This window comes from Acinetobacter sp. YH16031, assembly GCF_013417335.1.
GTDB lineage: Bacteria > Pseudomonadota > Gammaproteobacteria > Pseudomonadales > Moraxellaceae > Acinetobacter.
In genome coordinates this window covers 1-24448 of record NZ_VPED01000010.1, presented here as the reverse complement: position 1 = coordinate 24448, position 24448 = coordinate 1, and the positions used below count along the sequence as shown (strand labels likewise).

General features: G+C 44.8%; 21 protein-coding genes and 1 riboswitch. Of the genes, 3 read left to right on the top strand and 18 right to left on the bottom strand.

The annotated features are described in order from the left end of the window. Positions 1–2 precede the first annotated feature (2 nt). The 9 genes from pdxH to FTV31_RS06525 all read right to left on the bottom strand — a co-directional run bounded on the left by pdxH (position 3) and on the right by FTV31_RS06525 (position 11955). Positions 3–659: a pyridoxamine 5'-phosphate oxidase gene (pdxH, locus tag FTV31_RS06565; protein WP_180011091.1), complete on the bottom strand. Its 657-nt coding sequence runs from the start codon at positions 657–659 to the stop codon at positions 3–5. A 15-nt stretch (positions 660–674) separates the two neighbouring features. Continuing rightward, complete coding sequence (gene glmM, locus FTV31_RS06560; protein ID WP_034703592.1) at positions 675–2006, bottom strand: phosphoglucosamine mutase; 1332 nt, start codon at positions 2004–2006, stop codon at positions 675–677. Between the two features lie 122 nt (positions 2007–2128). Then, entirely contained in the window at positions 2129–3595 is a 1467-nt protein-coding gene (gene guaB, locus FTV31_RS06555) for an IMP dehydrogenase (RefSeq protein WP_034170242.1), read from the bottom strand. 262 nt (positions 3596–3857) lie between these two features. Then, positions 3858–4223: a YkgJ family cysteine cluster protein gene (locus tag FTV31_RS06550; RefSeq protein ID WP_082188697.1), complete on the bottom strand. Its 366-nt coding sequence runs from the start codon at positions 4221–4223 to the stop codon at positions 3858–3860. A gap of 98 nt (positions 4224–4321) precedes the next feature. Further along, positions 4322–5119 (bottom strand): MBL fold metallo-hydrolase, encoded by a 798-nt coding sequence (locus tag FTV31_RS06545; protein ID WP_159123793.1) that lies wholly within the window; start codon positions 5117–5119, stop codon positions 4322–4324. Positions 5120–5305: 186 nt separating this feature from the next. Beyond that, positions 5306–5881, bottom strand: a complete 576-nt coding sequence (locus FTV31_RS06540; protein WP_159123792.1) for a TMEM165/GDT1 family protein — start codon at positions 5879–5881, stop codon at positions 5306–5308. Between the two features lie 72 nt (positions 5882–5953). Then, a riboswitch (yybP-ykoY riboswitch) is annotated at positions 5954–6094 on the bottom strand. An 88-nt stretch (positions 6095–6182) separates the two neighbouring features. Further along, positions 6183–8210, bottom strand: coding sequence for a 2-oxo acid dehydrogenase subunit E2 (locus tag FTV31_RS06535; RefSeq protein WP_180013779.1), 2028 nt, complete (start codon positions 8208–8210; stop codon positions 6183–6185). A 2-nt stretch (positions 8211–8212) separates the two neighbouring features. Continuing rightward, positions 8213–10915: a pyruvate dehydrogenase (acetyl-transferring), homodimeric type gene (gene aceE, locus FTV31_RS06530; RefSeq protein ID WP_125279167.1), complete on the bottom strand. Its 2703-nt coding sequence runs from the start codon at positions 10913–10915 to the stop codon at positions 8213–8215. 350 nt (positions 10916–11265) lie between these two features. Further along, a complete protein-coding gene (locus tag FTV31_RS06525; protein WP_034170247.1) occupies positions 11266–11955 on the bottom strand; it encodes a M23 family metallopeptidase in 690 nt (229 codons plus the stop codon). Between the two features lie 110 nt (positions 11956–12065). On the opposite strand from FTV31_RS06525, the gene FTV31_RS06520 reads away from it, so the two are divergent. After that, positions 12066–12506 (top strand): DciA family protein, encoded by a 441-nt coding sequence (locus FTV31_RS06520; RefSeq protein WP_180013777.1) that lies wholly within the window; start codon positions 12066–12068, stop codon positions 12504–12506. Positions 12507–12606: 100 nt separating this feature from the next. Here the strand turns inward: FTV31_RS06520 and lpxC are convergent, their stop codons facing one another. From lpxC to murG, 7 genes are all read right to left on the bottom strand, one after another. After that, the gene (lpxC, locus tag FTV31_RS06515) at positions 12607–13509 is read right to left on the bottom strand and encodes a UDP-3-O-acyl-N-acetylglucosamine deacetylase (protein WP_180013775.1); all 903 of its coding nucleotides are present in this window, start codon (positions 13507–13509) and stop codon (positions 12607–12609) included. 126 nt (positions 13510–13635) lie between these two features. Further along, positions 13636–14823 carry a cell division protein FtsZ gene (gene ftsZ, locus FTV31_RS06510; protein ID WP_180013773.1) on the bottom strand — a complete coding sequence of 396 codons (1188 nt, stop codon included), beginning with the start codon at positions 14821–14823 and terminating at the stop codon, positions 13636–13638. A gap of 159 nt (positions 14824–14982) precedes the next feature. Then, positions 14983–16245: a cell division protein FtsA gene (ftsA, locus tag FTV31_RS06505; protein WP_180013771.1), complete on the bottom strand. Its 1263-nt coding sequence runs from the start codon at positions 16243–16245 to the stop codon at positions 14983–14985. A 71-nt stretch (positions 16246–16316) separates the two neighbouring features. Further along, positions 16317–17171, bottom strand: a complete 855-nt coding sequence (locus FTV31_RS06500; RefSeq protein WP_159123789.1) for a cell division protein FtsQ/DivIB — start codon at positions 17169–17171, stop codon at positions 16317–16319. Positions 17172–17174: 3 nt separating this feature from the next. Further along, positions 17175–18104: a D-alanine--D-alanine ligase gene (locus FTV31_RS06495; RefSeq protein ID WP_180013769.1), complete on the bottom strand. Its 930-nt coding sequence runs from the start codon at positions 18102–18104 to the stop codon at positions 17175–17177. A 53-nt stretch (positions 18105–18157) separates the two neighbouring features. Then, positions 18158–19606, bottom strand: coding sequence for a UDP-N-acetylmuramate--L-alanine ligase (murC, locus tag FTV31_RS06490; RefSeq protein ID WP_005232692.1), 1449 nt, complete (start codon positions 19604–19606; stop codon positions 18158–18160). Between the two features lie 12 nt (positions 19607–19618). Beyond that, on the bottom strand, positions 19619–20716 hold the full coding sequence (gene murG, locus FTV31_RS06485) for an undecaprenyldiphospho-muramoylpentapeptide beta-N-acetylglucosaminyltransferase (protein ID WP_180013767.1): 1098 nt from the start codon (positions 20714–20716) through the stop codon (positions 19619–19621). A gap of 410 nt (positions 20717–21126) precedes the next feature. Between murG and FTV31_RS06480 the strand changes: the two genes are divergently transcribed. Continuing rightward, positions 21127–22329 (top strand): CynX/NimT family MFS transporter, encoded by a 1203-nt coding sequence (locus FTV31_RS06480; protein WP_180013765.1) that lies wholly within the window; start codon positions 21127–21129, stop codon positions 22327–22329. 40 nt (positions 22330–22369) lie between these two features. Here the strand turns inward: FTV31_RS06480 and gshB are convergent, their stop codons facing one another. Continuing rightward, entirely contained in the window at positions 22370–23317 is a 948-nt protein-coding gene (gene gshB, locus FTV31_RS06475; RefSeq protein WP_180013763.1) for a glutathione synthase, read from the bottom strand. 130 nt (positions 23318–23447) lie between these two features. On the opposite strand from gshB, the gene FTV31_RS06470 reads away from it, so the two are divergent. Next, positions 23448–23642, top strand: a complete 195-nt coding sequence (locus FTV31_RS06470) for a DUF3565 domain-containing protein (RefSeq protein WP_180013761.1) — start codon at positions 23448–23450, stop codon at positions 23640–23642. 143 nt (positions 23643–23785) lie between these two features. Here the strand turns inward: FTV31_RS06470 and FTV31_RS06465 are convergent, their stop codons facing one another. Then, on the bottom strand, positions 23786–24097 hold the full coding sequence (locus tag FTV31_RS06465; RefSeq protein WP_180013759.1) for a hypothetical protein: 312 nt from the start codon (positions 24095–24097) through the stop codon (positions 23786–23788). Between the last annotated feature and the right edge of the window lie 351 nt (positions 24098–24448).

Below are 24448 nucleotides of genomic sequence, written 5' to 3'. Positions count from 1 at the left end.
TGTTATGGCATCAATCGTTGTAGTTTCCACGCCCCATCGATTTTTTCATAACTCAGGCGATCATGTAAACGGTTGGGACGGCCCTGCCAGAATTCATAATAATCCGGCTGCAAACGATAGCCGCCCCAGAATCCCGGCTTATCCAGTTCTTCCTGATTAGCGACCTGCTGATGCAGATCCCAGAAACGTTGCTGTAATTCTTCACGACTCGCAACCACACCGCTTTGCGGGGTACTGATATGCGCAGCGATCTGACTTTCGCGCGGACGTTTATGATAATAGTCAGTTGATTCTTCTTCCGAAATTTTAATTACCTTACCGCTAATCCGGATCTGACGTTCCTGTTCCTGCCAGTAAAACAGCAGTTCAGCATACGGGTTTTCGGCCAGATCCAGACCTTTCTGACTATCATAATTGGTATAGAAATCATACCCTGCTTCAGTCGCACCACGCAGCAACACTGTGCGCACATGCGGACGACCTTGTGCATTTGCGGTTGCCAATGACATGGCATAAGGTTCATGCAGCTGTGCAGCAAGTGCATGGTTAAACCACTGCAAAAACTGCATATGCGGATTGGGATTGACCTGATCTTCATGTAGCTCGCCTTTTTGGTAGTTCAGACGCAGTTCACTCAGATCCTTAATCAGATCGCTCATTCACTCTTCCCCCATTTAAGCGGCGTTGGCACGTACCGCATCAGCCAATGAATTTGCCAGTGTGGTCACCTCTGCAAGATCCTCGCCTTCCACCATGACACGGATCACCGGTTCAGTCCCTGATTTACGGATCAATAAACGGCCACGACCTTTGAGCTGTTCTTCAGCTTTGCTAAATTCTGCAGTCAAAGCAGGCACTGAGTACGGATCAAACATGGTATTCAGGCGTACATTTACCAACACATTCGGCAATAATTTAAAATCAGCAACTAGCTCATGCAGCGCTTTCTTCTGCTCAACCATCACGGTTAAGACTTGCAGCGCAGCAATAATCGCATCGCCTGTAGTGCTCTTATCTAAAGTCAGGATATGGCCTGATGGCTCACCACCAATCGACCAACCTTTTTCTTCCAGACCTTGCAGTACATAACGGTCACCGACTTTGGCACGTAGCAGCTCTACCCCAGCTTTTTCGAGGGCCAGTTCCAACGCCATATTACTCATCAAGGTACCGACGATACCCGCCGGCTTGTTTTTTGCCTGAGTCGCAAGAATATACAGAATATGATCACCGGTAATTTGCTCACCGTTTTTATCGACCATAATCACGCGGTCAGCATCACCATCAAAAGCTATGCCTAAATCAGCACCATGCTCAACCACTGCTTTTTGCAGATTTTCTGGATGAGTTGAACCACAGTTCTCATTGATATTCAGACCGGTCGGTTCATCATAGATGGAAATGACTTTAGCACCCAGCTCACGGAAAACCGCAGGACCTACGCTATAGGCTGCACCATTGGCACAGTCAACGACAATGGTTAAATCATTCAGGTCTAAATGGTATGGGAAAGTCGACTTACAGAATTCGATATAACGGCCATTGGCATCCTTCACGCGGAAACTTTTACCCAAGTTCGCGTTATCTTCAATTACTAGTTCTTTTTCCAGTTCCTGGTTGATCTCATCCTGCAAAGCATCAGGCAGTTTTTTGCCTTCACTCGAGAAAAATTTAATTCCGTTATCGAAATACGGATTGTGTGATGCAGAAATGACGATGCCGAGGCTGGCATGCAAAGCACGGGTCAAATGGGCAATGGCCGGGGTTGGCAAAGGTCCAAGCAGATGCACATAAACACCTGCCGCATTGAGTCCTGCCTGTAGCGCAGATTCAAGAATATAACCCGATAAACGGGTATCTTTACCCAGTACCACCAATGGTTTGTTTTTTTTGCTATTTCGTTTTAATACTTTTCCTGCCGCAAAACCTAATTTCAGGGCAAATTCAGGTGTAATCGGTAACTCACCAAATTTTCCACGAATACCATCGGTACCAAAATAACTCATGCTTTATCTCACTTCTTAACGGGTGATTTACATCATCCTTTTTCATTGTGCAACACTGTACACCAAAACAAAAAAGCCGTCATGAGGATGACGGCTTTTTTAGAGTAAACAATCAGCGAAAGTTAGCCCATACGGTAGTTTGGCGCTTCTTTGGTGATGGTTACATCATGCACGTGAGACTCAGACATACCGGCAGATGTGATTTTCACAAACTTGGCATTTTGACGAAGATCATCAATCGTTGCAGAACCAGTATAGCCCATAGAAGAACGCAGACCGCCCATCATCTGATGCACGATATTGCCCATTGGGCCTTTGTACGGTACGCGACCTTCAATACCTTCAGGAACCAGTTTTTCAGCACCGGCTTTAGAATCCTGGAAGTAACGGTCAGCAGAACCAGTCGCACCGGCCATCGCACCCAAAGAACCCATACCACGGTAAGCTTTGTAGTAACGGCCCTGGAAGAATTCAACTTCGCCCGGTGCTTCTTCAGTACCCGCCATTAATGAACCTACCATGATGGTACTTGCACCAGCGCCAATCGCTTTTGCCATATCACCAGAGAAACGGATACCACCATCAGCAATCAATGGAATCTGCTCTTTCAATGCACGCGCAACAGAATCAATTGCAGAGATTTGCGGCATACCAATACCAGCCACGATACGAGTTGTACAGATTGAGCCAGGACCGATACCCACTTTCACTGCGTCCGCACCCGCATCAAGCAATGCAAGCGCAGCATCACCAGTTGCGATGTTACCGCCAATCACTTGAACTTGCGGGTAGTTCTGTTTGACCCAGCGTACACGCTCAATCACACCCGCAGAGTGACCATGTGCAGTGTCCACAACGATCACATCTACACCAGCATCAACCAGTGCTTCTACACGGCTTGGTGTTTCAGCACCAGTACCGACTGCTGCACCTACACGTAGACGACCTAGATCATCTTTACAGCTATTTGGATAAAGTTCCGCTTTACGGAAATCAGTTACCGTGATCAAGCCTTTTAATTCGTTGTTTTCGCCAACAACGATAACTTTTTCAATACGGTTTTTTTGCAATAAGGCCTGAATGTTTTCTTTCGATTCGCCTTCACGCACAGTCACCAGACGGTCTTGGCCAGTCATGATATTGCTGACCGGCTGTTCCAGATTGGTTTCAAAGCGTGTATCACGGCCTGTCACGATACCAACCACTTTACCGTCTTTAACCACGGGTACGCCGCTGATGTTATTCGCTTGAGTCACAGCGATCAGTTCACGTACTGTAGTTTCTGGGGTAACTGTGATCGGATCTTTCACCATACCGGCTTCAAATTTTTTCACACGGCGTACTTCTGCGGCCTGGGCAGCAATATCCATGTTCTTGTGCAGAATACCGATACCACCATTTTGTGCCATCGCAATTGCCATACGTGACTCAGTCACAGTATCCATAGCTGCTGAAACAAGTGGGATATTCAGGTTAATGCCGCGAGTCAGGCGTGTCTTTAGAGAGACATCTTTTGGGAGAACAGTAGAGTAGGCAGGGAGTAATAGGACATCATCGAAGGTTAACGCGTCTTGAACGATGGTCAACATAACAGTCTCACTGGTAATTTCCGTGCGCTATTATAAACAAATTTAGCTCTAAATTTCATTGCAATTGCAAAATTTATTTTGTCTAAATCTGGACTTAGATTTAATCCGAATATCTAAACCTGTAAATTTGACTATTCAATCAACAATTTAAATATGCCAGAGCAGTCATCATATTTATTCGGTTTACAAAATCCCTTACTAATTTTTTCTCCCATAAAAAAAGCAGAGTCCATACCCTGCTTTTTAAATCTTGAGTTTGGATTTAGCTCACCCGTTCGAAATTATCATCATTTTCGGCTTCATCCGGCTCAATCTGGATGAATGGAATCATATTGTGTGCCATCCGTGCTTTATTGCACTGGGCATCAGCGATCTGAACTTCTTTACAGGATGAGCTACGTAGTTCGTACATGCCACAACTCACCTGTTCACCAATGCTACCTTCAAGTGCTATACAGCGTGGATTTTTCTGATTGGTTCCCGCCATGCATGAATAGACCGAGGTGACAGGTTCAGTATAGTGCTCAGGCATGGGAATCCCCTCTGCCCAATAAAATGAAACCCTGAAATAGGCGCAACATGCGCCACAACTTAAACATGCATCTTGTGTAGGAACTTGAGACAACATTTCTTATAAATTCTCGTCATCAAAAACAGTTTTTTGCAGGCGGAAAATATAAAAAATGTTGTTTTTCTACTCAAGAAAAAATTTAAAATTTTCTTGAACTATTCAGGACAAGTAAAAACAGTTTCATCCATTAAATCAGTGCCACATTCTAGTGTTTCAATCCAGTCCAGGAACTGGTTAATCTGCTCTTTACCCACGAATGGGGTTCCATGCTGCGGCACAATCATGTCTACATCCATGGTGCGCACCATCTGTACCCATAAGCGAATTACCTTGTTATTGCACATGTAGCGCTGGTGAAATCCTTTCATTTTCGGAATATGCGCTGCAAAATTTTCCAGTGGTTTTGAAGCATCCTCGACCATTGACGCCCCCATATCACCAGAAAACAGGATCTTGGCAATCGGGTCATAAAACTGGAAATTACCGACTGAATGTAAAAAGTGCGCTGGAATAGCAATAATGCTGGATTGACCGAGTGGAATGATCTGACCATGATCCGGCAATTCAACCAGACGATCCAGCCAGTTACCTTTCATACGGTCACTCATAAAGGCTGAATTCAGATGCGGCAAGAAACGCGCCCAGAGCTTGGAAGCTACGACTTTGGCTTCGGTATAGACCAGCCAGCGCGGCATGGAGGTAATAATGTCCGGATCCTGATGCGATGCCATCACATAATCCAGATTGCTTAACCGAGTATAGCGGTTCAGTTCCATGGTCAACGGTACATAAGTTAAATCACCGCCCGGATCAAGTACTGCAGCACGCTCATTGTCTAAAATCAGAAATTGGTTTGCCTGGACACCTTCACCTTTAACGAGACTGGTAAAACTAATACATTTATGTGTCCCATTATCAAACAAGACTTGCGATGTGGTGCGCTCGAAGGCCATCAGTAATCCCCAATTTTTTTCGTTTAGGATGGTTTTTCTATAGGCATATAACATATAGGGAATTAAATGAACTTACAATCAATAAAACTGGATATATCACTTTATTTATCAGTAAATTGAGCACAATTTCACAATAAAAAATCCCGAGTTTTTAGCTCAGGATTTATACGAAATTGATTTTTATTTTTAAAATAAATAATGTTGTGCCAAGGTGCCGACACCGATGATCAAGAAAATACTGGCGCCAATTTTATGAATCAGGCCGATTGGAAGTTTATTCGCCAGTTTATCACCGATAAATACCGCAGGTGCATTGGCAATCATCATTCCGACGGTGGTTCCCATCATCACCCAAAGCACACTGTCAAAACGTGCTGCCAGTGCCACTGTCGCAATCTGGGTTTTATCGCCAATTTCAGCCAGGAAGAATAGCACAAAAGTCGCACCAAACACGCCGTACTTTTGCCATTTATTGATACTGTCGTTTTCATCCCCTAATTCATCCGGAATCAGCATCCAGATTGCCATCCCAATAAAACCGACTGACACGATCCACAGCAAAATTTCTGGCCCAATAACGGTAGTGACCCATTGCCCCAGGGCTGCTGAAAGACCATGGTTAATCAGGGTTGCCAGTAAAATTGCAATTAAAATTGGTGTCGGTTTACGGAAACGTGCTGCAAGAAGCAAAGCCAGTAACTGGGTTTTATCACCCATTTCGGCAAGTGCAACGATGGCCGTGGAAAGCAGGAATTCGTACATGCGGTCTTTCTCTGGCTGGCATTTTCTACCGATGACTCACCCCTCCTGCCAGCCATATCTGCAGAGTGGTAAATCAAAGGTCTTGCCAACAAAAGAAAGCTTCGAGAAGCTCATTTGGTTCTTTGCTATGATGACCATGCCCTGTTGAGCAAATATGTTGACCATCACCCTTCTGCTTTGCGCAAAAGGCGGCTACTCCCCAATGAAGTGCGCCCATTATAGCCAACCGTGTTTATATTTACAAATTGTCATATAAAAAAACCCTGCCGGAGCAGGGTTTTTATTTTCATACATTCATGAATCAGATCAAGAGTGTACGAATATCCTTTAACAGCTTGGTCAGCTTATTGGTAAAGCGTGCAGCATCGGCACCATTAATTACGCGATGGTCATAAGACAGTGACAGTGGCAGCATCAAACGTGGATCAAAGCCCTCCCCATTCCATACCGGTTGCATGGTCGCAGGAGAAATACCCAAGATCGCCACTTGCGGCCAGTTCACCAACGGCGTAAATGCTGTACCGCCAATTGAGCCCAAGCTGGTGATGGTGAAGTTCGCACCTTGCAGATCTTTAGGTGACAATTTCTTGTCACGCGCTTTCTGGCTTAACTCACCCAGCTCAATGGCAATCTGCTTGATCGACTTCTGGTCCGGGTTACGTAATACAGGAACAGTCAGACCATCTGGTGTCGCAACCGCAATGCCCATATGGATCTCATTACGTAGCAATACCGATTTACCGTCATCAGACAGGTGACCAGCAAATTCGCGCTCTTCTTTGAGCAGATAAGCCACAGCCTTGATAATGAAAGCCATGATGGTCAGGCCAATACCTTCTTTCTTGAAGTTACCTTTTAGCTCATTACGCCATGCTTCCAGCTCAGTGATATCGGCTGCATCAAACTGGGTCACTTGTGGGATGTAGTTGTTTAATGATAACTGTGGAATTGAAACCTGTTGCAGACGCGTCAAGACTTTCTCTTCTACCCCACCAAAAGCACTGAAATCAGGCAGTTTTGGCAAGCTAGCAGGAGCTGCAGCTGCCGCAGGTGCAGCTGTTGTTTGCGGTGCAGTCAGACGATCTTTCACATACGCAAACAGGTCTTCTTTCATTAGACGCTCATGCGGGCCAGAAGCTTTCACTTCTGCCAATACCACACCCAGTTCACGAGCCAGTTTACGCACAGCAGGACCGGCATAAACTTTGGCATTGGCAGCGTTCTGCTCTTTAGTCAGCTTGTCTGCACTATGCGTTTCAGGTGTTGCAGCAGATTCAGCTTTTGGAGCTGCGGCGGGTGCAGACGTAGCTTTAGCTGCAGGTACTTCTGATTTTTCTGCTGGAGCTGCAGCAGGTGATGCTTGTCCTTCAGCTTCAATCGTAATCAGTGCCACGCCTTCAGAAACATTCTGACCCAGTTCAACATGAATCGCCTTAATCACTCCGGCAGTCGTGCTTGGCACTTCTACTGTCGCTTTATCCGATTCGACCACGATGATGCTCTGGTCTTTTTCCACCGTATCACCGACCTGTACCAGAATTTCTGCTACAGCTGCCTTGTCTACACCCAAGTCTGGTACTTTTACTTCAATATCGCCTGCAGGGGATGCCGCCTGTTGTGACGCTGTTTCAGTTTTGGCTTCAGGTGTTGCTTGAGCTTTCGGCTTTTCTGCCGCTTGAGGCGCTGCTTGCTCAGCAGCTGGTGCCGAATCTGCAGTTTTCACTGTCAGAATCAGCACTCCTTCTTTGACTGAATCACCTTCCTGAATATGAATCGCTTCCACAGTACCTGCAACCGTACTTGGTACTTCAACTGTCGCTTTATCCGATTCAACCACGACCAGGCTTTGATCAACTTCAACTTCATCGCCAACCTGAACCAGAATTTCACCCACCAGGGCTTTTTCTACGCCAATATCCGGCAATTTCACTTCTAAAGTAGATGTAGAAGCCGATTGAGAGGACTGTTCACTTTGGCTAGAGGCTTTAGGCTGATGTATCGCCACTTCCTGCAGGATTTCCTCATCAGGCAATTCAGTTGGGGTATTTTCCGAAGTTTTGTCAGCAGCATCAGCTTCCTGACTTTCTACCGTACCGGCATCATCTTCAGCCTGTAGTTCAATCAAGACAGTACCTTCAGATACTTCATCACCCTGATTGATCAGGATGTTTTTGACCACACCTGCTGAAGTGCTTGGCACTTCAACAGAGGCTTTATCCGATTCCAGCAGCACAATACTTTCATCTACAGCGATGGTGTCACCCACCTTCACTAGGATTTCTGCCACAGTTGCCTTGTCTACACCAATATCTGGAGTCGTAATTTGCATGATTAGTTCTCCTCTTTGTAGTCAGCAACTGGATGCAATTCAGGAGTCGCCTGAGGTGCCCAAGCCACCGGACGATCAGTATCTAACTCAAAGCTAGAGATCGCGTCTTTCACTAAACGTGCATCGACTTCGCCTTCATCTGCCAGCTTCTTCAAGGTTGCCACGACAATATGTGCAGCATCGACACCAAAGTAGCTACGCAGGTTGCCACGGGTATCTGAACGGCCATAACCATCGGTACCCAAGGCTACGAACGGACGGCTATCTGGAAGATAAGCACGGATCTGTTCGCTATAGGCACGCATGTGATCGGTTGCCGATACCACAATACCGTCCTTGTCACGTAACTGCTGAGATACCCATGGCTCTTTCGCTTCTTCAGCCAGAGGATGCAGGCGATTATATTCTTCACATGCCATACCATCGCGAGCCAGTTCGTTAAAGCTGGTCACGCTCCAGACATTGGCATGAATCTGATATTCCTCACGCAGGATTTTTGCGGCCTTGATCACTTCACGCAGAATCACACCTGAACCCATCAGCTGAACCGTCGCTTTCTCGTCTTCTTCCAGCAGATACATACCACGCTTGATACCTTCTTCTGCACCTTGCGGCATTGGCGGATGTTCATAGTTTTCGTTCATCAGGGTCAGGTAATAGAACACACGTTCCTGATTCACATACATACGTTGCAGACCATCATGCACGATCACGGCAAGCTCATAGCCAAAGCACGGGTCATAAGAGACACAGTTTGGAATGGTGTTGGCCAGAATATGCGAATGACCATCCTGATGCTGCAAGCCCTCACCATTTAAGGTAGTACGGCCAGCGGTTGCACCTAGCAAGAAACCTTGCGCCTGTGCATCACCTGCTGCCCAGGCAATATCGCCAATACGCTGGAAGCCGAACATTGAGTAGTACATGTACATCGGGATCATTGGCAGGTTATTGGTTGAATAACTGGTCGCCAAGGCTGCCCATGCACTCATTGCACCAGCCTCGTTAATCCCTTCTTGCAGCATGTGACCGTCTTTGGCTTCACGGTAATGCATCAACTGTTCCTGATCTTCAGGGGTATATTGTTGACCATGCGCTGCATAGATCCCCAATTGACGGAACATGCCTTCCAGACCAAAAGTACGCGCTTCATCTGGCACAATCGGTACCACACGGTCCTTGATTGCTTTCTCTTTTAATAAGGCAGAGATGAGGCGGACCATGACCATGGTGGTGGACTGTTCTTTACCATTTGAACCTTTAAGCACAGCATCAAAAACAGAAAGTTCAGGAATCGGTAAAGATTCGCTTTCTTTGCGACGCGCTGGTAAGTAACCACCCAATGCCTCACGGCGTGCCTTCATATATTTAATTTCAGGCGAGTTTTCACTTGGACGGTAGAATGGAATTTCTTCCAGCTGTTCATCAGTAAATGGCAAGTTGAAACGGTTACGTACATATTTCAATGATTCCAGCTGCATTTTCTTGATTTGGTGCGTCTTGTTCACCGCTTCAATTTCATCAGACAGACCATAACCTTTTACGGTTTTTGCCAGAATCACCGTTGGCTGACCTTTGGCCTTGGTCGCTTCTGCATAGGCAGCAAAGACTTTGTACGGGTCATGACCACCACGGTTCAGATTATCGATATCTTCATCGCTCAGGTCTTTGACCAAAGCTTCTGCTTCTGGATACTTACCAAAGAAATGTGCACGTGCATAAGCACCACCTTTCACCTGGTAACGCTGATAATCACCATCTACTGCTTCTTCCATAATCGCTTTGAGTGCACCAGATTTGTCTTTATCCAGTAGTGGATCCCAATGACGACCCCAGACGACTTTAATGACACGCCAGCCGGCACCACGGAACAATGACTCAAGTTCCTGAATGATCTTGCCATTACCACGTACCGGACCATCCAGACGCTGTAAGTTACAGTTCACCACCCAGATTAGGTTATCCAGCTTCTCACGACCCGCCAGTGAAATCGCACCCAAGCTTTCCGGCTCATCCATTTCGCCATCGCCCAGATAGGCCCAGACTTTACGGTCTTCTTCCTTAATCAGGCCACGGTTCATCAGATACTTTTGAATATGCGCCTGATAGATCGACATGATTGGACCCAGGCCCATCGATACCGTCGGGAACTGCCAGTAGTCTGGCATCAAGTAAGGATGAGGATAAGAAGGCAGACCTTTGCCGCCGACTTCACGACGGAAATTATTCAGATGCTCTTCAGTTAAGCGGCCTTCTAGAAATGAGCGGGCATAAATCCCCGGGGCACAGTGACCTTGATAGTAAATCAGGTCGCCACCGAAGCTGTCGTTATTGGCACGGAAGAAATGGTTAAAACCCACATCGTATAAAGTGGCAGATGAAGCAAAGCTGGCCAAGTGACCACCCAGGTCATCACCGGTTTTATTTGCGCGAAGCACCATTGCCAAAGCATTCCAGCGGATCAGCGCGCGAATACGGCGCTCCATGTCCTGGTCGCCCGGCATCGCAGGTTGTTCTTCTACAGAAATAGTGTTTAAGTAGGGAGTATTTAAACGCTGAATAGGAACATGTTTGGCAATTGCGCGTTGATAAAGTTTTTCAAGTAAAAAGGCGGCGCGCTCGGTTCCCATGTGTTGCAAAACGGAGTCAAAAGCGTCTTGCCATTCTTGGGTTTCTTGAGCGTCGGTATCTCCATAAAACGCCATAATCTACAGTTCCTGAAAGCCAAATTGATCACTTATATGTATCATATTTACGGCTTATACAGGTATGGCCTTGGCTGAATGCGGTTCTGGAGTACTATTTATTATCTAAATATACATTGACACTTTATTACACAAAGTAACAAAAAGAAGTCAATAATGGCGATTTTTTATACGACAGTTATAATTCTCGGTGATAATATAATATCTAAAAGCAATTAGATCGAACTCCTTCTCTACTCCCTGGAAGAAATGTTCAGTCTAATTGCCTTAAAAGCGGTTTGATTGATTTTTTATGAGTATTAAGTATCAAACGTATTAAAGTATTTCAGTTATTTTGAGCAAAGCTACGCTTAAGGCAACATTGCTAAATAAGTTGAAGGATTTTTACGTTGACCGTCTTTTACTACTTCATAGTGTAGATGAGGACCAGTACAACGACCTGTACAACCTACATTCGCAATATGATCACCGGCTTGCACCTGATCTCCCACACGTGCAATCAAGCGTGAAGCATGGGCATAACGAGTAAGGTATCCATTACCATGGTTAATTTCGACATACTGACCATAACCTGTACCCCAACCCGATTTGGTTACGATACCAGGACCAGTTGCGTAGATCGGTGTACCGCTTGCAGCAGCCAGATCTAGGCCTGAGTGATTTTCAGCACGGCCACCCATGGTACGGCCGCCAAAATTTGAGCTGACACGTTTCATGTCTGGTAATGGATGAGCTACTAACCATGAATAAGGGTTATTTGAAGATGCAACTTTGCTGGATGAAGAATTGCCATATTTTTGGGCAATGGTCTGATTATTCAGTTCAACCGGCTTTTCGCGTAGCTGAACATTTAATTTGGTTTGTGCGGGAATATCAATATCTTCAGGATGGGTATAAGAACCCTGCGATAAAGTACGTGTTAACTGCTCAAGACGGTCAGGTGTAGCATCTTGTTGATTCAGATCCACTAAATCTGCAAAAGCTACTGAAGCAGCTGAAACCGAAATAGAAAATGCCAATAGGATACGTCGCATAGGCATATGCATAAAAAACCTCTCTAAACTGCTAATCGAGTTTCTTGAAGATCTCTTCCTTGATATCCACTTTAAGAAGCGCATAAGATTAAGACATAAACATGTAGGAATTATGTATGTCGGAACCTGTCAACGTCTTTCAAAAAACAAGAAAACAGATAAAAACAGGAAACTTTTCGTTTCTCTCATCACAAGTTTCTGCATGGCAGAAGCTTACGAAACTCGTACAACCGCTATTGCCTCAACCCGAACAATGGCAAGTTGCCTGCTATCAAAATGGTGTGTTAACGATTACTGGTGAAAACCAAGCCATGATTTCTCAATTGGCCTATCTTCAAAAGCAATACATCTCACAACTCTCTCAAATAAACGAATTAAAAGATCTCACTAAAATCCAGGTTTGCTTAAGGAATCCATCCCCTATTCAACCGGTTCCAGAAAAATCTGAAAAAGCCTTGAGTCCAGAAACACAGGAATTACTTCGCGGTGCTGCTGACTTTATAAGCGACCCTAAGCTTAGCCAAGCTTTACTACGTTTGGCAAGCAATAAAAAGTAACATTGCAATGAGATGTAATAAATTCCAATGTTACTTTTTATGTGACAGGTGTCACATTAGATGCGGCTAAGTTATAACACAAAGACACAAAGACAAGGACTTATGTCACAGTTACATAACTAATTGGACATTGAGTTACGTCATCAAATGTTACAATTTCATAGCTGCTTGGGTCACTTTTCACGTTACGCAATAGTTGATTATTCAAAGCATGCCCTGATTTGTAGCCATCAAATTTGGCAATAATCTGGTGGCCTAGCAGGTATAAATCCCCCACTGCATCCAGAATTTTGTGACGTACAAACTCATCCGAGAAACGCAAACCTTCTTCATTGACCACGCCGGTTTCATCTACACCGATCGCATTTTCCAAGCTTGCACCCAAAGCCAGATTATTGGCTTTCAAGTAGTCAAGGTCTTTCATAAAGCCGAATGTACGCGCTTCACTGACTTCATAAACGAAGGTTTCTGTAGAAAAATCGATGCTGGCAGACTGATGTTCTTTTTTAAAGGCAGGGTGATCAAAATCAATAGTGAAATTTAGCTGAAAGCCGTCATGTGGGCTGAAAATCGCCCGTTTATCATCGATCAGGGCTTCAACAGGTTTAATAATTTTAATAAATTTCTTTGGTGCATCTAGTTCTTGCAAGCCGCCCTGCATGAGCAGATAAATGAAAGGTCCGGCACTGCCATCCATAATGGGAACTTCTGAAGCTGACACTTCAATAATCAGGTTATCAATGCCCAGTCCCGCAATGGCGCTCATCACATGCTCAATCGTACCCACTTTGGCATTTGACTGAACCAGATTCGAACACATAAAGGCTTCCTGGATCAATAGGGCATCCGCAGGAATATCGACAGGTGGATCCAGATCAATACGACGAAACACAATGCCCCCATCGGCGTGGTGTGGCACAAAGTTAATTATAACCTTCTGCCCACTATGAAGACCGATTCCGCTCGCTTTCACGATACGTTGCAGGGTACGTTGTTTCAACATGCTTTTTATCATCTGTTCACCAATAAAACCGCTATACGTTAGCATATTTGGCCATTGATAAAAAACAAAAGGTGGCTCTAAAGCCACCTTTTCTGTGCAATCATCGTAAACACATGCTGTTACATATTATTTACGCTGTTGATTTTTAAGATAATCTTGGATGCTCATTGGCGTTGGACGCGGACTAGAAACTGAAGCTGCAGGATTAGCTGCTGTACCTGCTTCATTTTGCTGGCGCTGAATTGCTGGAACATCATCATCTTCAACTACTGCCTGTGATGATGATGGACGTGCTGCCTGTACATTCGCGCGTTTAGTTGGCTCAACCGAATCTGCAGCATGGCGAGTCAAACCAGTCGCAATCACCGTTACGCTGATTTCATCACGTGCATCCGGATCAAATACTGTACCGTAGAAGACCTGACCTTCGTCCAGATCCACGATCTGGTTTACAACATCAGTAATTTCTTCAATTTCACCGAAGGTTACGTCATCACCACCAGTCACGTTAATCAGAATACCTTTGGCATTCATGATGGTGACGTTATCCAATAATGGGCTGCGAATCGCCTGCTCTGCTGCCTGACGTGCACGGTTTTCACCACGACCCAAGCCTACCCCCATCATGGCATAACCACGTGTACTCATTGCAGTTTTCAGATCGGCGAAGTCAAGGTTAATGTGACCAGGACGTACCACCAGATCAAAGATACTACGTACCGCATTCAACAGTACATCATCCGCTTTTTTATACGCATCCTTCATTGAAATATCACGGAAGACTTTCAATAGACGCTGGTTTGGAATGATGATCAGAGAATCTACATGCTGTTCTAGTGCTTCAATCCCCTTCTCAGCAGATTGCAGACGGCGTTTACCTTCAAAGTTGAATGGCGTAGTTACGACACCAACAGTGAGGATACCCATTTCTTTGGCAATTTCAGCAACGACTGGCGCAGCACCAGTACCTGTACCACCACCCATACCGGCAGTGACGAAAACCATATCAGTACCTTCAAGCTGCTGGCGGATCAGTTCACGGCTTTCTTCTGCTGCCGCTTGACCGACCTGTGGATTTGCTCCAGCACCCAGACCACGTGTACTTTGCTCGCCCAGCTGAATTTTAAATTCGGCTTCCATGCGATCCAGTGCCTGTTTGTCTGTATTGGCACAGACGAACTTTACGCCCTGGATATCGGACTGCAACATATGCTGTACAGCATTACCACCCGCACCACCTACACCAAATACAGTGAAACGGGCTTGACCATTGCTATCGCTATGATCTTCTTCGAAAAATTCAAATGAGGCCATGACCTATAAAATTCCTAATTCATAATTGGCAGTCACTAAGCCCGTATACTGCCTTAATCTTGATAAAAATTGTTTTTAAGAATGCTGCTCAAGCAGGCACTTGTCAAGTACAAGCCCGATTAACTACAACTTCCCAACAATATTCACAATAAAAATCGCTTAAAAGATCGCTTTTAACGTTTCGTTAAAACCTGACCATGCCCGTTTAATGCGCTGTGTCACTGATAACTTGTCCCCGTCTTCAGTTTCAACGAGGGTTTCCTGGGTATCACTCTGGCTAAACATCAGCAAACCAGCCACTGTTGCGTACTGGGAACGACGTAAAGCTGCTTGGTGCTGTTCATCCGCATAGACCTGTACCGGCGGATTGCCCAGATGTGCAGATATACCCAAGGTACGGCGTACAAAGCTGACCATACCTTCAATCTGACTGGCATCACCGGTTAGTACCACACCATGATACAGGCCTTGCATTGCACCGTGGTTTACCAGTTCATCACGCACCAGACCCATGATTTCTTCATAACGCGCCATGATAATTTCAGTCAGTTCAATCCGGCTGATGGTTTGTGGTCCATCAATGCCCTGGAACTGAATCATATGCTCTGGTTTAACCACTTTTAGGTCAACACAGCCATAGAGCAATTTCAGACGTTCTGCTTCTTCTGTCGTGGTCTGTAAAACTGCTGCAATATCACGGGTCACATGTTCACCGCCACGCTGAATGGTATGGGTTAACGCCAAACGTCCATCCAGATAAACAGCAACATTGGTGGTTCCCGCACCGATATCCACCAGACACACGCCATATTCTTTTTCATCTTTGAGCAGGCTGGCTTCAGCGGTAGCCAGACAGGACACCACCATTTTCTCCACACCGATATTGGCCCCTTTTAAAGCGCGGTCAATATTCTGCATGGTGCTGATTGGTAACATCATCAAGTGATAATGCCCGGTCATGCTATGTGCCGACATACGGATCGGGTTGAGTACCCACTCAGGTGCATCATCCAGCTCGAAGCCCAATGGTACCGCACTGACCAGATAATGATCTGAGGTGACATGACTGGCTTTGGCCAGCTCAAGTGCCCGTACCACTTCACTGGTCGTAATTGAATGTTCACTATTATCAATGGTGGTACGACCCGAGGCATAAAAGCTTTTTAATTCAGCACTCGGGATCGAAATCCACGCAGAATGCACACGACATTCAGCCATATCTTCCGCTTCTTGTACGGCGTTTTTAATGGCGGTAATGACTTTATCGAGACTGACAATTTTTCCTTTATTCATGCCTCGGTTACGAGCGGTCGCCATCCCAATCACTTGGATATTGTCTGGCGCGTGTACCTTACCAATCAAAACTGAAACTTTGTGTGTCCCAATGTCAATCGCCACAACCGAGGGAACAGCTTCACTCATTATTAACTACTACCATTACGTGTTTGTTAGATTTATGGCTTTATAAGGCCTCTAGTTTTTAAAGCCGGTCATTATGGCTTTACTGTTACATTATTCTCAACGCCCGTGTCATTAATGGTTACAATAAATTGACCATTTACAATTTTAGGCGGAATTGAATTTTTCCATTGAATCGCCAATCCATTACGATAACGCAGGTCAATCGCTGAAATTTTTGACCATACCGGTTTTAGTTCGCTATAGGACAGATGACTCAAACGTTGCAACTTGCTCATGGTCTGGTCTTTATCGACAATCACACGCAAACCTGAATCAAACTGCATAAACCACGTCATTCGTTCAGTTAAATATAATTCTTTTAAACGAATACCTTGTGGTAAAAATAACTGGTTGATTTCATTATAACGTCGCATCATGGTATTTGCATGAGTAGAGGGTCCATGCAGCAACGGTAAAGCTGAATAATCTTTAGGACTGACTTCAGTGAAAATAATGCCACTATCACTTAGCAGTCGTCCTGTACCCCATCGTGCAATAGCATGATGCGGCATCACCCGGACATGAATCTTGTCTGGCCAGGCACGAGACACTACGACACGGTCCACCCAGGACAATTCCAGTGCGCGGTCACGAATCGATTCCAGGTCCGAAGTGAAATAGTTTTCAGTCACAATCGGTGAAACGTACTGCATGACCTGACGCTCTTCAGCTGCTGTACGCGTTCCTGCCACTTTCAGCTCTGCTACCTGAGCATCAGTCATCACCTTATACAGGCCAAAAATCCCAAAAGCCAGCACCACCAGCGCGACACACAACAAGGCCCAACCACCCAGGTTGGTTAGTTTCTCTTTGCGTGTCGGCGGCTTGTCGTGAATTGAGGTAATCGCAGCACGTTTACGGCGCATGGTTGCTGGGAGTTGAGCCATAACTTAGTGTGCCGCACCGTTTAATGTTTGTTCCAGAATCGCTACACAGAGCGCATCAAAACTATAGCCGACGGCTGCTGCCGCTTTTGGTACCAGAGAATGACTGGTCATACCTGGAACAGTATTCACTTCCAGTAACCAGAACTTACCCTGTTCATCCTGCATTGCATCAATACGGCCCCAGCCACTTGCACCCACCGCCTGGAAGGCACGTAGAGCCAAGGCTTGCAATTCTTTCTCTTCAGACTCGCTTAAGCCACATGGAATGCCATATTCCACATCATTACGCTGATATTTAGCTTCATAGTCATAGAAAGCCACATCTTCTGGCGGTTGCAGACGAATGACAGGTAGGGCCTGACCATTCAGAATTACAATGGTAAATTCACGGCCTGTGATCCATTTCTCTGCCATAACCACGGCATCATGTTCAGTGGCTTTGGCAATCGCATCGGCAAAGTCTTCTACTTTTTCAACTTTACTCATGCCAATACTCGAACCTTCGTGTACAGGCTTAATGATCAGCGGCAAATCTAGAGTAGATACAATTTCTTGCGCATTCGAGTTTTTGGTCACAATCCGGTATGGCGCAGTAGGTAATTCTGAACCCTGCCAAACCTGTTTGGTTTTGACTTTATCCATACCAATGGCAGAACCCTGTACGCCTGTACCGGTATATGGAATATTCAACCATTCCAGCGCACCCTGAATCTGGCCGTCTTCACCGCCACGACCATGCAATACCACAAACGCACGATCATAATTTACTAGCTCGGTAACACTACGCTCTTGTGGATCAAACGCTTCTGCATTGACCCCAGAACGCACTAATGCCTCAAGTACGGCGGTTCCACTATCTAGCGAAACCTCACGCTCTGCAGATTTACCACCCAGCAATACGGCAACTTTTCCGAATTTTGAAGCATTTGACACGTTTATATCCTTAAACTTTTTGAATCTGTTCAATCAGTCATAACATGACTATTTTACTTTACATATAAATGATTTTGAGCAAGTTCGATTGAGATTGCTCCAACATTACCTGCGCCTTGGGTTAATAACAAGTCATTTGCTTGCAATACCTTTTTCATCACCTGGCTCAGGTTCCCCTCGACCGGATCAATTAGGATTGGTTCAACTTCCCCACGTAAACGGATACTACGTGCCAATGCGCGACTATCTGCACCTACAATTGGCTTTTCCCCTGCCGGATACACTTCAAGTAAGAGCAGTTGATCGACTTGTGAAAGCACTTCTACGAAGTCATCAAAACAGTCACGGGTGCGGCTAAAACGGTGCGGCTGGAACATCATCACCAGACGGCGATCTGGATGGCTGGCACGAGCCGCTTTAATAGTGGCTTCTACTTCTTTTGGATGGTGGCCATAGTCATCGACCAGTTTCACATCACCGCCTTCAAGTTCGAATTGACCTTGTACCTGGAAGCGACGACCCACGCCACTAAAGCCTTCCAGTGCACGGCAAATAGCCGCATCAGATACACCTTCATCCGTTGCAATCCCAATCGCAGCCAGGGCGTTGAGCACATTGTGCAGACCCGGCTGATTCACAGTCACGCGTAGCGGCTCACGATCTTTACGCAGTACGGTAAAGTGGCTGCGCATACCTTCCTGTACAACATCGACAGCACGAATGTCATTGTCTTCATTAAAACCATAAGTCAGTAATGGGCGACCAATACGCGGCATGATTTCCCGGATATTGGCATCGTCACCACACACCACTGCTAAACCATAGAATGGTAGTTTTTGCAGGAATTGGATAAAGGTGTCTTTCAAGACATCGAAGCTACCACCATAGGTATCCATATGGTCAGCATCAATATTGGTCACCACGGCAGCCATTGGTTCTAGATACAGGAATGACGCATCTGATTCATCGGCTTCTGCCACGATATAACGGCTCGCACCCAAAGCGGCATTCACACCAGTACGGTTCAGCAAACCGCCGATCACATAAGTTGGATCCAGATTTTCTTCTGCCAGCATACAGGTGATCAGGCTGGTAGTTGTAGTTTTACCATGAGTGCCTGCAACCGCGATCCCATGACGGTAACGCATCAGCTCTCCCAGCATTTCTGCACGGCGGACTACAGGTGTACGGGTCTCAAGGGCTGCCTTGATTTCCGGGTTTTCTTTATCAATCGCGGTAGATACCACGATAACATTGGCACCTTTAATATTGCTGGCTGCATGGCCGATATAGACCTTGATACCATTTTCTTCTAATTGAGCCGTAGTTTTAGAGGCCTTGATGTCTGAACCAGAAACTTTATACCCCTGGTTTTTCAGTACTTCAGCAATCCCGCACATCCCTGCACCACCAATCCCCACAAAATGGATATGCTTGATCCGGCGCATTTCCGGGACTTTAATTAATTTCTTTGCTTGGTCTGCTGGGGTTACTGGAGACATAATTTACTCGGATTACAATTCTTGAATTAAACGGACCACATGCTGGGTCGCATCGGGTTGAGCCTGACGGCGTGCTTTTACCGCCATTTCCATCAATACCTGACGGTCAAGCATCGGCTCTAATAAGGTTTTTAAACTGTCTGGCGTCAAAGTAGCCTGCGGGCAGATTTTGGCTGCCTGCTGATTGGCCAGGAATTTGGCATTCGCAGTCTGGTGGTCATCAACCGCACTTGGTAGCGGTACAAAAATCGCGGCTACACCGGCAGTTGCAATTTCAGTAACCGTCAGTGCACCGGCACGGCAAATGACCAGATCGGCGTCGCTATAAGCTTGGGCCATATCTTCAATAAACGGCTGAACTTCAACTTGCAAGGAGGCGGGTTTGTCTGCATAACGTGCGCGCGTTGCTTCAGCATGATTTTGACCACACTGATGATAGACATTTAAGGGCACATTCAACTGTTTCAAGGCTTCCGGTACACGTTCATTTAAGGCCTGAGCCCCAAGTGAACCACCAACAATCAGAATTCGTAGCGGCTGGCCAGCTTTTTCCCGCTCCTGATAACGCCAGGACGGATTTAAAATTTCTGTAATTTCTTTACGTACCGGATTACCGGTGGTTACTACTTTATCTTGTGCCGGGAAAGTATCAGGAAAAGCCTGACATACCGTTTTAGCGACCCGTGACAATTGGGTATTGGTAAAACCCGCAACTGCATTCTGTTCGTGAATAATCACAGGAATACCCAGGATCCGCGCTGCCAGACCACCCGGTCCTGCCACATAACCGCCAAAGCCTGCAACAGCTTCGACTTTGAGCTGTTTCATATGCTTCATGGCACTAAGAGTAGCTTTTAAAATTTTAAATGGTGCCAAGGCTTTACGCACAAAACCATTGCCACGCACACCTTGAATATCGATTTGATAAATTGGAATATTATGGTTTTTTAATAATCGGTTTTCCATGCCCGCTGGCGTTGCCAACCAGGACACTTCAATTCCTTGTTGTTGTAAATCTTTTGCAACGGCTAACGCTGGAAACACATGTCCACCCGTACCTGCGGCCATCATCATGACATGTTTAGGCTGTTTTTGCTGAGCGTCGGTCACGGTCTAATTCTTCAATTTAAAAAATGAAACAGGAGGTCTAATTTAAGTCATCAATTGTAATCACAAACGCTTGCCCTTGAAAGTTTATTTACCTTATTTCAACAAGCGTTTCATTGTTTTTTTCATACTAATTTGAAGTTTAAACTAGTTTTATTATAAGGTCTGCATTTTTCCTTAGACTTAAGTGAAATATAAGCATAATTTTTAAATATTTTTCATTTAATCTTTTTATAGTCATTCCCCAGATCTATACATTTTTCACTAATTACTGGCTATTTTTCCATTTAATTCATCCTATTAACTTATGCCTAAATCATATAAATCTGAATAAAATTTTATGTTATCCCTATATCTATATAATTTTTTTCAAATTGATCTGCATATTCCTTAAATGGACTCAAGCATTATAGATGTCAAAAATATCAATTCGTGACTTATGGATTATTTTAGCCGGTTATCTGGCGGCCATGCATGTCGGTAAACTGTCTGCTGTTATTCCCATTCTGCAACAGAATTTAGGTCTAAGTTTTACGCAAGCCGGGTTTTCGCTATCTTTAGTGCAAGGGGCCGGGATGCTGTTTGCCCTTTGTATTGGTGCTTTTTCAGAAAAAGTGGGTTTAAAGCGCTGCCTGATTCTGGCGTTAATCATTTTAGGATTGAGCAGTATCGCTGGCCTCTGGATTCAGCATGCCACAGCCTTATATTTCTTCCGCTTTACCGAAGGTATCGGATTTTTAACTATTTCCTTGTGCGCGCCTGCAATTTTAAAACGGATCAGCCGGCCTGAAACACTGAATTTTAAAATGGGACTTTGGAGTTCCTATATGGGCGTGGGTGTCAGTCTGGCTGTTTTTAGTATTCCTGTTTTACTCGAATACCTGAACTGGCAAAATATTTGGGCCATTCTTGGCAGTCTATGCTTGGTCATTGCAGGCATCATTAAACGGTACCTACAAATAGATTCAGCCACATTTACACCCAACACAACTACTCATTCAACACCATCAAATACTTCATTCTGGCAGATTGTCAAAGTCACCCTCACCCATCCACCCATTCTGTGTTTAGCTATTATTTTTGCCTGTTATACCAGTCAGTGGATTACCGTGACCGGGTTCCTGCCCAGCAGGTACGTCGAACACGGTATTGATTTAAAAGTTGCAGGCGTTCTGGTTTCAATCGTGGTGCTTGCCAATCTAGGCGGCACTTTTGGTGCAGGTATGTTGTTAGAACGTGGCTGGAAACCTAAGACGCTATTCAGCACCGGATTTATAGCCATGCTGTGCAGCAGCTTTCTGGCTTTTGCATTTAGCTCATGGCTCATGTTCGACTTGCAGTTTATAAGTGCTGTACTGTTTTCACTGATTGGCGGACTCATCCCGACCACCGTTTTTGCCATTACTTTGCAGCATGCCCCGCGTGCCAATGCCGCAGCAGCCAGTGTGGGTCTGGTTTTACAGCTTTCAGCCTGTGCTCAATTTTTTGTGCCGCCTTTGAGCGCGGCACTGGTTTCGACCACACAGAATTGGGCTTATATCGCGGCAGTTACCGCCAGCCTCTCCGTATTAGGAATCTTAATGACCCTGCTTTTATTCAGGCGTTATGCCCAATAAAAAAGAGCCTCAGATGAGGCTCTTTTTTATTATTGAAAGCTTAGGCTTGATCCAGACCGGCTTCCAGTACATCAAACAGATCATCTGCAATGGAGGTACCAAACTGGGTATCAATTTCACGAATACAGGTTGGACTGGTGACGTTAATTTCAGTGACATAATTGCCAATCACATCCAGACCAACAAATACCAAGCCTTTTTCTCTGAGATAAGGACCCACTTGCGCTGCAATGGCTCTATCATTCTCAGTTAATGGACGCGCTTGGCCTAAACCACCCGCTGCCAGATTGCCGCGCACCTCACCATTTTGCGGAATACGGGCCAGACAATACGGCACGGGTTCGCCATTGATCATCAGGATACGCTTATCCCCTTCTACAATTTCAGGAATATAACGCTGTGCCATAATCGGCTGGTTACCATTGTTGGTCAGAATTTCAATGGTTGAGCCAATATTGATACCATCCTGATAGAGACGGAAAATTCCGGTGCCGCCCATGCCATCCAATGGTTTTACAATGACATCGACATGTTCTTTTAAAAATTCACGGATCAGGCTTTGTTGCGACGTTACCAAAGTCGGAACTTGCAAATACGGGAACTGAGTAGCAAACAGCTTTTCATTGCAGTCACGCAGGCTTTGCGGTTTGTTGATAATCCATGCCCCTTCACGTTCTGCCTGTTCCAGAATATAAGTGGTATAGACAAAGTTCATGTCGAATGGCGGATCTTTACGCATCAGCACCACATCATAAGCTGCAATCGATTCTTTTTTCTTTTCGCCCAGTTCGTAGTAATGATTATAGTCTTCAAATACCTGCAAAGGCGAGATCAGACCAAAAGCCTTCCCTTGATCGATATATAAATCTTGCTGTAATGCATACCCCAGTTCATGTCCACGGCGTGCAGCTGCCCATAACATGGCCATGGTTGAATCTTTTTTCAGGTTTACATTTTCGATGGGATCCATCACAACAAGTACGCGCATGTCTCTGTGCTCTTTCTTAAAAATACATTAGCAAGGAGTATAGCCTGTGCAGTTTCTTTTGTTTATGGTGATTTTGCATGACTAATTTTGTATAAATGCTTAAATACTTTAATCAACACGAGCATTTATTATGCTGCAAGCAATTGTCGGCTTCCATCTGGATGAAGAAAATCATTGGGTTGCTGAGCTGGCCTGTGGTCATGGTCAGCATGTACGGCATGATCCACCTTGGCAAAACCGTCCCTGGGTCATGACTGAACAAGGCCGCAAAGAAAAACTGGGCGTCTTATTGGACTGCAAAAAATGTGAAATACACGAGGATTAATATCTTCTAAATCAAATCAGTATATATACTCACCTTGGGTATTTTATCTCGTTTAGAAAATTAATTAAAAACCTGAATAAAAAATAATAATACCTTGCTTATAAATGTATACTTTTTCAAGTAAATGCATCTAATTTTATGATTTAACGATTATTTTTCGAAATCATGGTTCCCAGCATAATAATAAAGGTACTCACCCCACCAATCAGTAAGCTCATCAGGGCAATTTCCAAGGTGATTTTATGATGCCAGCTCTGATCGGGAATCCAAGGTAAATGTAGATTTTCACCAAAGATAAAGTTAATGGTACATATAATCAGAAAGCCGATTGTTGTAGAGATCAATAAAGTCACCACCAGGTTTTTCCACATCTTGCAGCCTACCAGCATGACAATAATGGCTAAACCTACCACCATTATAATCGATACAAATAAAACACTGTTCCAGTAGTCCATTCCTAGTACTCTTATTTTAAATTAATTAAAATTATGAAATTCTTATAATTAATTACTTAATGTTTATTTTAATATAGGTGGATTACAATTTGTAAACAATGACCATAACTACCTTATTCATTTTATTTGTAAAGGGACTTTATGGGGTTTAATTCATTCTCTGATGAGTTTCTTTTAAAAGTATTATTCTTTTTTAATAGAAGAATTTTGATCAAGATTTAAATACTTAGATTAGCATTTGAAGTGCAACACCATGTTGTTGCCATAATACCTGACTCGGACTTTTAAAGCCGAGTCTTTTTCTTGGACGATGATTCAAGCGTTGAGTAATTTCTGCAATATATGCATCCG